Source organism: Micromonospora sp. NPDC047187, from assembly GCF_040643355.1.
Lineage (GTDB): Bacteria > Actinomycetota > Actinomycetes > Mycobacteriales > Micromonosporaceae > Micromonospora > Micromonospora salmantinae.
Genome location: NZ_JBEYUF010000008.1, coordinates 168,754 through 181,946, shown reverse-complemented (window position 1 = coordinate 181,946; position 13,193 = coordinate 168,754). Strand labels below are relative to the sequence as shown.

Below are 13,193 nucleotides of genomic sequence, written 5' to 3'. Positions count from 1 at the left end.
GCGCGACCACGTCGGGACGCTCCGTCGACATCGGGACAGCCCGAGGGTCGGCGGGCTGGTCACCGGCCCACGATCCGGTATCGTGACCGGCGGTCTCCGCCAGCAGGCCGCCGACCGGCGCCGCCGTGCAGTGTTCATCGGGGGCCGGCGGTCGACGGAAGGACGCTTTCGTGCCCAGGACCAGGCTCAGCCCGCGGCTCGGTCGCCGCGCTCTGTTCGCCGTGCTCGCCGCCGTCGCGCTGGTGCTCGGCGGTGCCGCCGTGCCCGCGTACGCGGAGCCTGGCGAGGGCGGCAGCAAGAAGTTGCAGGACGCGCTGGAGCTGACCGCCAAGGGCCACATCGAGGCCAAGGCCAAGCTGGACAACTCCAAGCGTCGCCAGACGGCGCTGACCGGCGAGCTGACGACGCTGGAGGGTCGGCTGGTCGGGCTCAGCAGCCAGGTGGGCGAGGTGGCCGCCCAGTCGTACCGGGTGGGTCGGCTGAGCGCGGTGTCGATGCTGCTCAACACCGCCACGCCGGAGGCGTTCCTGCAACGCGCGGGTGACCTCGACCTGATGGCCCAGCGGGACAGCAAGCGGCTGCGTGACCTCACCGAAGCCCGGCAGCAGGCGCAGCAGGCCAAGGTCGCCATCGACGCCGAGGTCCGCGAGCAGCAGAAGCAACTCGCCGTGATGGCGAAGAAGAAGAAAGAAGCCGAGGAGGCGCTCGCCGAGGTCAGCTCCGGCGGCAGCAACGGTTTCAGCGGTGGCAGCTCCGCCTCGGCGAAGCCGGCGCCGCGCAACTCCGACGGGTCCTGGCCGTCGGAGTCCTGCTCGGTGAAGGACCCGACCACCTCCGGGTGCATCACCCCGCGCACCCTCAACGCGCTCAAGCAGACCCAGGCGGCCGGCTACAAGCGGCACGTCTCCTGCAAGCGCAGCGGTGGCGGCGGCGAGCACCCGAAGGGCCGGGCCTGCGACTTCTCGGCCGCCACGAACGGCTTCGAGGACAAGAACGCGACCGGCGGCGACAAGGCGTACGGGGACAGCCTGGCCGCCTGGCACGTGCGCAACGCCGACCGGCTGGGCGTGCTCTACGTGATCTGGTACCGGCAGATCTGGCATCCCGGCACCGGTTGGCGCTCGTACAGTGGAAGCGGCTCTCCGGCGGCGTCGCACACGAACCATGTTCATCTCTCGATGTACTGACCCGAAGCACCAGCTTCGCTGCGTACCATCGCGACGATGAGCTCCCCACCGTCCGACGTAGCGGCCCTGCCGGCACCCCCGGCCCCGCCCGTGCCGGTCACCGGCCGGGCGCTGCCCAACGGCCTGGCCGCCTTCCTGGTCTTCTTCTCCAGCGGCGCCGTGCTGGTGCTGGAGACCGTCGCGCTGCGCCTGGTCGGCCCGTACGTAGGGGTGACCCTTCAGGTGACCAGCTCGGTGATCGGCATCGCGCTTGCCGCGATCGCGTACGGGGCGTGGTCCGGCGGTTGGCTGGCCGACCGGCGCAACCCGCGGGGCCTGCTGGCGCCGGCGTTGGTGCTGGCCGGCATCGCCACCGCTGTCACCCTGCCTGTGGTCCGGTACGCCGGTGAGGTGCTGCGCGGTGGTGCGGCCAGCGGCATCCTGCTGCTTGTCGCGTTGGCGGTGTTCGTGCCGGCCGCGCTGCTGGCCGCTGTCACCCCGCTGGTCGTGAAACTTCAGCTCGCCGACCTGCGCCGCACCGGCCAGGTGGTCGGTCGACTCTCCGGGATCGGCACCCTCGGCGGCATCACCGCAACCCTGCTGACCGGGTTCGTGCTGGTCGCCGCGCTGCGCAGCACCGTCATCCTGTTGGCCCTGTCGCTCGCGCTCGGGCTGGTCGGCATCGGCCTCGGCTGGTACCTGCGCCGGCAGGAGCCCACCGAGCTGCCCGGTCCGGCCCGGGCCCGGGCCGCGCTGGCCGTGCTCGGCCTGGCCGGGGCGGGGCTGACCACCGTGGCGCCCAACCCGTGCGACATCGAGACGGCGTACCACTGCGCCCGGGTCACCGCGGACCCCTCCCGGCCCAGCGGGCGGACGCTGCTGCTCAACTCCGCCCAGCACTCGTACGTGGACCTCGCCGACCCGAAACACCTGGAGTACGCGTACACGAAGTGGATCGGCGCGGTCGGCGACGTCGCCGCGCCGGCCGGTCAGCGCCTGGACGCGCTGCACCTGGGCGGCGGTGGGTTCACAGTGCCGCGCTACCTGACCGCGACCCGACCGGGCACCGACAACCTGGTGTTCGAGATCGACGGCGGGCTGGTCGAGCTGGGTGAGCAGGAGCTGGGAGTACGGACGGGGCCGGACCTGCGGGCGGTGGTGGGTGACGCCCGGATGCTGGTTGCCGGCGAGCCGACCGACAGCCGTGACCTGGTGGTCGGTGACGCGTTCGGGCACCTGGTGGTGCCCTGGCACCTGGCCACCCGGGAGATGGCCGCCGACGTCCGGCGGGTGACCCGCCCCGGCGGCGTGTACGTGCAGAACGTCATCGACTACCCGCCGCTGCGGTTCATCCGCGCCGAGTTGGCAACGGTGGCCGCCGAGTTCGGGCACGTCGCGTTGATCGCGCCGCCGGAAGCGCTCGCCCAGGAGCAGGGCTCCAACTTCCTCATCGTCGGCTCCGACGCGCCGTTGCCGCTGGAAGCCGTCCGGGCCCGGCTGGCCGAGGTGGACCCGAAGGTCAGCCTGCTGTCCGGTGCGGCGCTGACGGACTTCGTCGGCGAGGCGATGGTGTTGACCGACGACTACGCCCCGGTGGACCAACTGCTGGCCACCGCCTGATCGGGTGACAATCCTGACCGATTCCGATACTCCAGGTGTAGGCGGGCCGTTCCTGGGCAACATCGCTCACCATGGGTGGTGGGGACCGAAACGGCGCGCAGCTGCTCGATGAGCGGTACCGGCTGATCGAGCAGCTCGGCGCGGGCGGCATGTCGGTGGTCTGGCGTGGCTACGACGAGGTGCTCGGCCGCCAGGTCGCGGTGAAGGTGTTGGCGTCCCGGCTGGCCAGCGACCGGGCCTTCCGCCACCGCATCCGGATCGAGGCGCAGGCCGCCGCGCGGCTCTGCCACCCCAACATCACCAACGTGTACGACTACGGCGAGTCCGAGCAGGTCGGTCTGACAGTGCCGTACGTGGTGATGGAGCTGGTCGACGGCGCTTCGCTGGCCAGTCGGTTGGGTCGGGAGAGCCAACTGCCGTGGCGGGAGGCGGTGACCATCGGTGCCGAGGTCAGCTCGGCGCTGACCACCGCGCACGCTCGCGGGGTGGTGCACCGCGACGTCACCCCGGGCAACGTCATGCTCACCTCGACCGGGGTCAAGGTGGTCGACTTCGGCATCTCCGCGCTCGTCGGGGAGAGCGAGAAGGGCCCGGACGGCACGCTGTTGGGCACGCCCGCGTACCTCGCACCGGAGCGGCTGGACAACGGCCAGGTCTCCCCGGCCACCGACGTGTACGCCGTTGGGCTGCTGCTCTACCGGATGCTCACCGGCCGACTGCCGTGGCAGGCCAGCACTACCACCCAGATGCTGCGCGCCCACATGTACAACGACCCGGAGCCGATGCCCACCGTCCCGGGGCTGCCCGACGGAGTGGCCGAGCTGGTCGGGCGTTGCCTGGCCAAGCGGCCCGCCGACCGGCCGGCCACCGCCGAGCTGACCCGGACGCTCGCCGAGGCGGCCGGCATGCTCGCGGCGGTGCCGGTCTCCCCGGCCGCCGGGCCGCTGGACGCGGCCATGCTCGGCAGTGCGCGTACCACGATCCTGCCCTGGTCGGCGGCGACCGACGCGTTGCCGCTGTCGCGGACCCGCAACCGGGACCGTCGGACGCGGCAGCGGGTGACCCGGCGTCGGCGGGTGGAGGCCGGAGTGGCCGCCGTCGGGCTGATCGCGGTCACCGGGGCGATGTGGGGGTTCACGTCGCGCAGTCCGGCCAGCGGCGGGGACCGGCCGACGACCGAGGCTCGAATGGGTCTGCCGGCGGCGGCGCCCTGCGAGGTGGCGTACGCCTTGCGCACCGACTCCGGCACCGAGTTCGCCGCCGAGCTGACTCTGACCAACACCGGTGGCCGTGAGCTGCGGGACTGGGCGATGAGCTTCACCTTCCCCGGGCAGCAGAAGGTGACGAAGGCGGAGCCCGCGCCGGTGCACCAGCAGGGGAGCACTGTGCTGATCCGACCGGCGGCCCAGCGCACCACGCTGGCCCCCGGTGCGGCCGAGAAGGTGACCCTCACGGGTAAGTACAGCGGGGCGAACCCGTTGCCTGTGGAGTTCCGGCTCGGCGAGGCGACCTGTGGGGTTCGGGTGTCCGGCGTCGCCGGCAGCGCGCCGTCCACTGCCCCGCCGACCAAGGCCGCCACGACGAAGGCTCCGCCCAAGGCAGCGAAGGTGCCCAGCGGCTCCGGTTCGGGCGGCGGCGCGTCGAAGGCCAAGCCGCCGAAGCCTGCGAAGGCCCCGGCGAAGCCCGCGAAGGCCGCCGGTGGTGGTCCGGGAAAAGCGGACAGGTGACCAAGGGGCCGCGTGGTCACCGGAAGTGAGCAGGCCACACCGCGTCGCCGTGCGTTGGGGCCCTCGGACCAACTGGTCCGACGGCCCCGATCGATCTCGCCCTGCTGACTGGTCAGCGCATCCCCGCAAATCGCTGCACCTGGTCGATCCCACCCTCGACGATGAGCACCCCGCCCTGGGGAAGCGTGGTGTCGTCGGCGGTGTACCGGAAGCGTTCGCCCGGCAGCTTGGCGCCGACCACGCGTACCCCGAAGCGCTCCTCCGGTTTCAGGTCGAGCAGGGTGCGCCCGACCAGGGACTCCGGCACCCGGACGGTGGCGATGGCGAAGTCGTCGTCGAACTCGATGAAGTCGAGCAACCGGCTGACGATCAGGTGCGCGACCCGGTCCCCGGTCTCCGCCTCCGGGAAGATCACGTGGTGCGCGCCCACCGACGACAGGATCTTGGCGTGCTTCTGTGAGGTGGCCCGCGCCCAGATCTGGGGCACACCCAGCTCGACCAGCGCCAACACGGTGAGCACGCTCGCCTCCACCGAGGCCCCGATGGCCACCACCGCCCGCCCGAAACTGGTGATGCCGAGCTGCCGCAGCGCCCCCTCCTCGGTCGCGTCGGCCTGAACCACCCGGTCGAGCTGCGCCGACCAGCGCTGCACCTTCGCCGGGCTGCGGTCGATGGCCAACACCTCGCGGTCCATCCGGGTCAGCGCCCCGGCAAGGTGGCAACCGAATCGACCCAGCCCGATCACCACGATGCCGCCGCTGTCCGCCCGTCTAGCCGACACCTCGGCCCTCCCTGCTTCCACTGGCGTGTCTCCCACGTGCGGGCCGGCCGACACTTCCGAAACACGCACTAGCCGACAATGGGTTGCTCCTGGGGGTAGCGGTAGAGCCGGCGTCGGGTGTTCAGGGCGATCGCCGACCCCAGGGTGAGCGTCCCGACGCGGCCGATGAACATCAGCACGGTCAGCACCAGTTGGCCGCCGGGCGGCAGGTCGGCGGCCAGACCGATGGTCAGACCGGTGGTGCTGAACGCCGAGGTGATCTCGAAAAGGGCCGCGACGAAGCGGACGCCCTCGGTGAGCAGCAGCAACAGCATCGTTCCGGCCGTCACCAGCGCGACGCTGAGCAGCGCCACGGTGACCGCCTGCCGCTGGCTCGCGGTGGCCACCCTCCGGTGCCCGATCGTCACGTCGGGCTCACCCCGCAACTCCGCCCAGATGGTGAACGCCAGCAGGAAGAACGTGGAGACCTTGATGCCACCGGCCGTGCTGGCGCTGCCGCCGCCGATGAACATCAGCACGATCAGCAGGGGATAGCTCTCCTCCTGAAGAGCGGCGATGTCCAGGACGCTGTAGCCGCCGGTGCGGCTCAGCGCGATCTGGGTGAACGACGCGAGGATCTTCCCGGGTACGTCGTACTGGCCGATCGTGCTCGCGTTGGTCCACTCGGCGGCGAGCAGACCAGCGAAGCCGACCAGCAGCAACACCACGCTGCCCCAGATGGTCAACTTCGTCGCCACCGCCCAGTGCGCCGGCTGACGCCACTCGCGGACCGCCTCGAACAGCGCGGGAAACCCGAGCCCGCCGATGATCGCGCCGATCGCCAGGGGCAGCGACACCCACGGGTCACGGCTGAAGGCCAGCAGGCCGTCGGTGTAGAGCGCGAAGCCACCGTTGTTGAACCCCTGCACGGCGTGGAAGGCACCCGACCAGAGGGCCTGCCCGAACGGGTAGTCGTAGGCCAGCCAGAGCCGACCGGCGACCAGCACTGTCATTACGGCCTCGCAGGCGAAGACGGTCAGTGCGATCCGGCGGAGCAACCGGCCCACGTCACCGATGCCGAACTCCGCCGTCTCGGCCTGCACCAGCAACCGGTTGCGCAGCCCGAGCTGGCTGGAGACCACCAGGATGACCAACGCCGCGACGGTGAGGATGCCGAGACCCCCGAGCTGGGTGAGCAGGGTGATCACCACCAGTCCCGGGCCGGACCAGTAGTTCGGCGTGTCGGTGATGGCCATGCCGGTGACCGACACGGCCGAGGTGGCGGTGAAGAGCGCGGTGACCACGGGTGGGCGTACGTGTTCGGCGGTCGCCCAGCGCGCCATGAGCAACAGGGTGCCGAGCAGGATCGGCACCAGGAACGCGAACGGCACCAGCCGCACGGGATTGCGGAAAAACCGGCGCACCAGACAATCTTCCTGTCCGCCCGCCCGCCTGGAGTGGGAACGGGCATTCCGGAGATTCATCTGCCGGCCAGCCATCGACCAACTCCCGGCAAATCACGGGCGGTCTGCTTACCCGGACCATCGATGACAGGAGACGGCGTTGCGACGTACCCTCTCGACCCTCGGCGTGGCCAGCGCTCTGCTCGCCGCCGCCGTGGCCCTGCCGACCATGGCCGCGGCCGAACCAACGGCCAACGCGGACCGCTCCCGGGCCAACGACCGACCAATCGTGATCGGTCACCGTGGCGCCAGCGGCTACCGGCCGGAGCACACCCTCGAGGCGTACCGGTTGGCGATCCGGATGGGTGCCGACTACATCGAGCCGGACCTGGTCTCCACCTCCGACGGCGTGCTGGTCGCCCGGCACGAGAACGAGATCTCCGGCACCACCGACGTGTCGGCCCGCCCGGAGTTCACGGCCCGCAAGGCGACGAAGACCATCGACGGTGTCGCGGTGACCGGTTGGTTCACCGAGGACTTCACCCTCGCCGAGCTGAAGACGCTGCGGGCCAAGGAGCGGCTGCCGCAGGTACGCGTGGCGAACACCGCCTTCGACGGCCGCTTCGAGGTGCCCACCCTCCAGGAGGTCATCGACCTGGCCCGGACCGAGGGGCGGGCACGGGGCCGCACCATCGGCATCTACCCGGAGACCAAGCACCCGAGCTACTTCGCCTCGATCAAACTGCCGTTGGAGGAGCCGCTGCTGCGGGTGCTGCGGCAGAACAAGCTGGACCGGAAGAACTCGCCGGTCTTCATCCAGTCGTTCGAGACGGCCAACCTGCGTCGCCTGAGCCGCCTGACCGACGTGAAGCTGGTCCAACTGCTCGACGCGACCGGCCGCCCGTACGACTTCACCGTCGCCGGTGACGCCCGCACCTACCAGGATCTGGTCACGCCAGCCGGCCTGAAGTGGATCGCCGGGTACGCCGACGGCATCGGCGCGAACAAGAACCTGATCGTCCCCCGGAACGCCGCCGGCGCCCTGCTCGCCCCGACCACAGTGGTGCGCGACGCGCACCGGGAGCACCTGCTCGTGCACTCCTGGACGTTCCGCGCCGAGAACCAGTTCCTCCCGGTGGACTTCCGGATCGGCGCCGACCCGAACGCGCGCGGCGACATCACCGCCGAGTACGAACTCTTCCTCGGCCTGGGCCTCGACGGTGTCTTCAGCGACCACCCGGACACTGCCGTCGCCGCACTCGCCGGCCGCTGACCCACACTCGGCCCGGAGCTGATCCGCTCCGAGCCGACCACCGGGCCGACCACGCCCGGCCCACACGCTGGCCCGTCGTCCGTCACCCGGACGACGGGCCAGCGGCACGTTCGGGCGGCCCGCGCCCGCAAGATCGCACCCGATCTTGAAGGGGTGGCCCTGACCGAACCGGGCGAATGGCGCGGGGCGACACACGGCTGGGGTGGTCCGTGGGGGTTCGGGCCATCGAGGGCGTGGGCTCTCGGCTGGTAGTGCGGCCGGTTGTAACCTCCGGCCACCTCATTCCTGTTACTTGTGTGTTTCCGCCACATAGCTCGTGGGTGACGTCACTTCTAGCGTGAGCCGTCACGAAGAAGTTCTCTCCCTCTGAGTCCTCATGTGGAGTCGCAATGACGGTCCGGACGACGCGGCGGGCGTTCCTCTCCGCCGCCACGATGATGGCCGCGGCGCTGGCCGCCACGGCCTGTGGCAGCCCGCAGGACACCGCCACCGGCGGCGGCGACAGTGCCGCGCCGGTCAAGGTCGGCCTGGTGTACTCCCAGTCGGGAGCCCTGGCCAGCTACGGAAAGCAGTACATCGAGGGGTTCAAGGCGGGGCTGGACTTCGCCACCAAGGGCACCGGCAAGGTCGGTGACCGGACGATCGAGCTGACCGAGGTCGACGACGCTGGCGACCCGGCCAAGGCGGTCTCCGCGGCGAAGGACCTGATCGGTAAGGGCACGAAGATCATCGCCGGCTCCACCGCCTCCGGTGTGGCGCTCCAGGTCGCGCCGATCGCTGCGCAGAACAAGGTGCTGTTCATCTCCGGCCCGGCCGCCACGGACGCGGTGACCGGCGCGAACAAGTACACCTTCCGCTCCGGTCGGCAGTCGTACCAGGATGTGGTGACCGCCAAGTCGTTCATCGGAGACCCCACCGGCAAGAAGGTGGTGGTCTTCGCCCAGGACGGCGCGTTCGGTGACGCCAACGAGGCCGCCGTCAAGGCCGTCATCGGCAGTGCGGGCGCGACGGTGAGCAGCGTCCGGGCCCCGGCCAGTGCCACCGAGTTCACCCCGTTCGCCAGCCAGATCAAGGCCGCCAAGCCGGACCTGCTCTTCGTGGCGTGGGCGGGTACCACGGCCCCGGCCATGTGGCAGACCCTCGACCAGCAGGGCGTCCTCTCGTCCACCACTGTCGTCACTGGCCTGGACATCCGCGCCTCGTGGCCGACCTTCGGTGCTGCCGGCGCGAAGATCTCCTTCCTGTCGCACTACTTCGACGGTGCCAGCGACACCGAGGCCAGCAAGGCGCTGAAGGCCAAGGTCAACACCATCGACCTGTTCCACCCGGACGGCTTCGCCGCCGCGCAGATGGTGGTCCGGGCCGCGCAGGAGGGTGGGGACGACGTCGACAAGATGGTCACCGCCCTGGAGGGCTGGAGCTTCGACGGGGTCAAGGGCAGGATGACCATCCGGGCCGCCGACCACGCGCTGCTCCAGCCGATGTTCCAGGCCAAGCTGACCGGCAGCGGCACCGCGTTCACCGCTACCGCGCAGAAGAGCCTCACCGGTGACGAGACCGCGCCGCCGGCCGTGGCCATGAAGGGCTGACCATGCTCGCCACCCGCGGTCTGACCTGGCGGATCGGTGAGGTCGCCATCGTCGACAGCGTCTACCTCGATCTGGCACCCGGGGAGTTCCTGGGCGTCATCGGGCCGAACGGCGCCGGTAAGACCTCACTGTTCAACCTGATCACCGGCCTGCGCCGGGCCACCGAGGGCCGGATCGTTCTGGACGGGCAGGACATCGGGGCGCTTCCGCCGCACCGGCGGGCCCGCCTCGGTCTGGGCCGTACCTTCCAGGCGTCCTCGGTCTTCGGCTCGCTGAGCGTGCGGGAGAACGTCCGGCTTGCCGTGCAGGCGCACCGCGGGGGCTCGATGGCGCTGTGGCGGCGGGCGGCGGCCGACCGGGAGGTCGCCGCCGCCGCCGACGCGGCGCTCGACCGGGTCGGCCTCGCCCACCGGGGTACGGCCCTCGCCGGCACCCTGGCCCACGGCGAGAAGCGCAAGCTGGAGATCGCACTGCTGCTCGCCGGGGAACCGCGGGTGATGCTGCTGGACGAGCCGATGGCCGGGGTCAGCGCCGAGGACGTGCCGGAACTGGTCGCCGTCATCAAGTCGTTGACCGGCGACAGCGGCCGCGCGGTGCTGATGGTCGAACACCACATGGACGTCATCCTGGAACTCGCCGACCGCATCGCCGTCATGCACCACGGCGCGCTGCTGGCCTGCGACACCCCGGAGACGGTGATGGCCAACCCCACGGTGCAAGAGGCATACCTGGGGGAGTCGCTGTGAGCGCGAGGAGTGAGCCGGGTTTGCGAGCCCCGCAGTCGCGAACGGAGGCACCCCTGATGGAACCAGTTCTCAGTGTGGAGGAGCTGTCGGTCCGGATCTCCGGGCTGCACATCCTCCAGGGGGTGTCCTTCACTGTCGCACCGACCGGCGTGACCGTCCTGCTCGGTCGCAACGGCGTCGGCAAGACCACCACGCTGCGCGCGATCGTCGGCCTCACCCCGCCCGCCGGGGAGGTCCGCGGCACCATCCGGATGGGCGCGCAGAGTCTGCTGGCCCGGCCGACGCACCGGCTGGTCCGCGGTGGGCTCGGCTACGTGCCCGAGGACCGCTGCGTGTTCGCCGGGCTCACCGTCGCGGAGAACCTGCGGCTCGCCGAGCGGCGCGGCACCACCCCGGCGTACGACAAGGTCTTCGCGCTCTTTCCGGAGCTGGACCGGCGCGGACGGCAACGGGCCGGTTCGCTCTCCGGCGGGCAGCAACAGATGCTCGCCATCGGCCGGGTGCTGCTCAACGACAACCGGCTGCTGCTCGTCGACGAGCCGACCAAGGGGTTGGCGCCGAAGGTGGTGACCGAGGTGGCCGAGGTGTTGGAACGGGTCGCGGAGTCGGTGCCGGTGCTGCTGGTCGAGCAGAACCTGGCCGTCGTACGCCGACTGGCCCGCGACGCGGTCGTGCTGGCCGCCGGCAAGGTGGCCTGGACCGGCGACGCCCGCGAGTTGCTGTTGGAGACCGCGTTGACGAAGTCGCTGCTCGGTGTCGGCTCGGCGGAGGTGGCCGCGCCGAGCGCGAGGAGTGAGCCTGCGGGCCCCGCAGTCGCGAGGGAGGACCAGCACTGATGGGCACCGTGATCCTGTTGGCGTTGACCGGGCTCGGCCTGGCGGCGCTGTACTTCCTGGTCGCCTCCGGCCTGTCCCTGGTCTTCGGCCTGGCCGACGTGCTCAACTTCGCGCACGGGCTGTTCCTCGGCGTCGGCGCGTACGGCACCTGGTGGGCGGCGGGCAACCTGCCGGGCGCCGGCCCGGACGGGTTCGGCTTCGTGTTCGCTGTCGCCTTCGGGGTGGCCGCCGGCACGCTGGTCGCGATCCTGGTCGAGCTGGTGCTGATCCGCCCGCTGTACTCGCGCACCATCGAGCAGGTGCTGGTCACCGTCGGGCTGTCGCTGGCCGGGGTGGCGTTGCTCCAGGCCACCTGGGGTGCGGACGCCCGGCCGTTCCCGCGTCCGGACTGGACCCGGCAGGTGACCGGGATCTTCGGTGCGCAGGTGCCCAACGGTGGCCTGCTGCTGATCATCGCGGCGGTGCTGGTGCTCGGCGCGATCCTGGCGTTCCTGCGCTGGACCCGGTACGGCCTGGTGATCCGGGCCGGGGTGGAGAACCGGGAGATGGTGACGGCGCTGGGCATCGACGTCCGCAAGGCGTTCACGCTGGTCTTCGCGATCGGCGGGGCGGCCGCCGCGCTCGCCGGCGCGCTCGGCGGGGTCTACTTCGGCACCGTCTCGCCGGGGCAGGGCGGCTCGCTGCTGATCTTCGCGTTCATCGTGGTGGTGATCGGCGGGATGGGCTCGGTGGTCGGCTCCGCGTACGCGGCGGTCGTGGTCGGGTTGGTGCAGCAGTTCGTCAACTACTACGGCACGTCCGGGCTGGGCGACATCTGCGTGGTCGGGCTGCTGGCCGTGGTGCTGCTGCTGCGCCCGCAGGGCATCGCCGGAAAGGTGGCAACGGCATGACGGTGATCGACGCGCCTCGCGCACAGGTGCCCGACGAACTGAGTCCGCAGCGGGGGCGGTGGCACCGGGTACGCCCGTTCCTGCCGCTCGTCGCACTGGTCGCGCTGGCGATCCTGCCGTACTCGACGATCTCCCTGCCGGGGATCTTCGAGGGGCCGGTCAACTCACCCGGCACCCTGCAACTGCTCGCCATCTGCCTGATCTTCGGCGGGCTGGCGGCCGGGTACGACCTGCTCTTCGGCCGGACCGGGATGCTCTCCTTCGGGCACGCGCTGTACTTCGCCGCCGGTGTCTACGGCACCGACATCCTCATCACCCGGGCCGGTCTGCCGCTGTGGCAGGCGGCGCTGCTGACCGTCACCGGCGGCACCATCCTCGCCGCGCTGCTCGGCGCGGTGGCGCTGCGCACGGTGGGCATCGCGTTCGCCATGGTCACGTTGGCCTTCGCCCAGGTGGGCGCGATCCTGGTGGCCCGCGACTTCGGCGGGCTCACCGGTGGCGAGGAGGGCCTGCCGCTGGACGTGTCGGGGCTGCCCGCCGGGCTGGTGGGGGTGACCAACACGGTCAACCTGTACTGGTTGGCGCTGGCGTACCTGACCCTGGTGGTCTTCGTGGTGCACCGGGTGAGCGGGTCACCGACCGGTCGGGTGCTCGCCGGGCTGCGCGACGACGAGCGGCGGATCGGCGTGCTCGGGTTGGACCCGTACCGCTACAAGCTGGTGGCGTTCACACTGGCCGGCGGGTTGGCGTCGGCGGGCGGGGTGGTCTACGTCCTGATCGTCGGCGGCGCGTCGCCGCACATCACGTCCTCCGAGCTGACCCTGTCGCTGCTGGTCATGGTGGTGCTCGGCGGGCCGGGCACCCGGTGGGGTCCGGTGCTCGGTGGTGTCCTCTACATGTACCTGGACCACCGGCTCACCGCCTTCGGCGCGAGCGACGCGGTGGACGACCTGCCGGCCGTCCTCAGCCGTCCGCTGAGTCAGCCGCTGTTCGTCCTGGGCACTGTCTTCATCCTGGCCGTCTACTTCTTCCCCGGTGGCCTGACCAGCCTGGCCCCCCGCCTGTCCCACCTGACCCGAGCCCTCCGCCCCCGCTCCCCCCACTCCCCCCACGACGCCGCTGACCCACGCTGACCGCGTTGATCAAGAGGTTTGCGTCGGAATCCGGCCGAATGATGACGCAA

Annotated in this window: 11 protein-coding genes; 9 read left to right on the top strand and 2 right to left on the bottom strand. The window is 71.1% G+C overall.

Going from position 1 to position 13,193, the window contains the following annotated elements; genetic code table 11:
* The first annotated feature begins 170 nt into the window (after positions 1-170).
* From ABZ794_RS16385 to ABZ794_RS16375, 3 genes are all read left to right on the top strand, one after another.
* Positions 171-1,187 (top strand): hypothetical protein, encoded by a 1,017-nt coding sequence (locus tag ABZ794_RS16385; protein WP_210785515.1) that lies wholly within the window; start codon positions 171-173, stop codon positions 1,185-1,187.
* A gap of 36 nt (positions 1,188-1,223) precedes the next feature.
* Positions 1,224-2,786, top strand: coding sequence for a fused MFS/spermidine synthase (locus tag ABZ794_RS16380; protein WP_357516098.1), 1,563 nt, complete (start codon positions 1,224-1,226; stop codon positions 2,784-2,786).
* 71 nt (positions 2,787-2,857) lie between these two features.
* A complete protein-coding gene (locus ABZ794_RS16375) occupies positions 2,858-4,513 on the top strand; it encodes a serine/threonine-protein kinase (RefSeq protein ID WP_357516096.1) in 1,656 nt (551 codons plus the stop codon).
* Positions 4,514-4,625: 112 nt separating this feature from the next.
* Here the strand turns inward: ABZ794_RS16375 and ABZ794_RS16370 are convergent, their stop codons facing one another.
* Together ABZ794_RS16370 and ABZ794_RS16365 are read right to left on the bottom strand one after the other, a co-directional pair.
* Positions 4,626-5,294, bottom strand: coding sequence for a TrkA family potassium uptake protein (locus ABZ794_RS16370; RefSeq protein ID WP_210785513.1), 669 nt, complete (start codon positions 5,292-5,294; stop codon positions 4,626-4,628).
* 68 nt (positions 5,295-5,362) lie between these two features.
* A complete protein-coding gene (locus ABZ794_RS16365; RefSeq protein WP_238689099.1) occupies positions 5,363-6,697 on the bottom strand; it encodes a potassium transporter TrkG in 1,335 nt (444 codons plus the stop codon).
* A 139-nt stretch (positions 6,698-6,836) separates the two neighbouring features.
* On the opposite strand from ABZ794_RS16365, the gene ABZ794_RS16360 reads away from it, so the two are divergent.
* From ABZ794_RS16360 to ABZ794_RS16335, 6 genes are all read left to right on the top strand, one after another.
* Complete coding sequence (locus ABZ794_RS16360) at positions 6,837-7,949, top strand: glycerophosphodiester phosphodiesterase (RefSeq protein ID WP_238689100.1); 1,113 nt, start codon at positions 6,837-6,839, stop codon at positions 7,947-7,949.
* A 389-nt stretch (positions 7,950-8,338) separates the two neighbouring features.
* The gene (locus tag ABZ794_RS16355) at positions 8,339-9,538 is read left to right on the top strand and encodes a substrate-binding domain-containing protein (RefSeq protein ID WP_357516093.1); all 1,200 of its coding nucleotides are present in this window, start codon (positions 8,339-8,341) and stop codon (positions 9,536-9,538) included.
* A gap of 2 nt (positions 9,539-9,540) precedes the next feature.
* The gene (locus ABZ794_RS16350) at positions 9,541-10,284 is read left to right on the top strand and encodes an ABC transporter ATP-binding protein (RefSeq protein ID WP_112584733.1); all 744 of its coding nucleotides are present in this window, start codon (positions 9,541-9,543) and stop codon (positions 10,282-10,284) included.
* A gap of 56 nt (positions 10,285-10,340) precedes the next feature.
* Positions 10,341-11,120, top strand: coding sequence for an ABC transporter ATP-binding protein (locus ABZ794_RS16345; RefSeq protein WP_210785509.1), 780 nt, complete (start codon positions 10,341-10,343; stop codon positions 11,118-11,120).
* Entirely contained in the window at positions 11,120-12,010 is an 891-nt protein-coding gene (locus ABZ794_RS16340) for a branched-chain amino acid ABC transporter permease (RefSeq protein WP_091402581.1), read from the top strand. The genes ABZ794_RS16345 and ABZ794_RS16340 overlap by 1 nt, the downstream gene beginning before the upstream one ends.
* The gene (locus ABZ794_RS16335) at positions 12,007-13,143 is read left to right on the top strand and encodes a branched-chain amino acid ABC transporter permease (protein WP_357516090.1); all 1,137 of its coding nucleotides are present in this window, start codon (positions 12,007-12,009) and stop codon (positions 13,141-13,143) included. The genes ABZ794_RS16340 and ABZ794_RS16335 overlap by 4 nt, the downstream gene beginning before the upstream one ends.
* Positions 13,144-13,193: the final 50 nt, after the last annotated feature.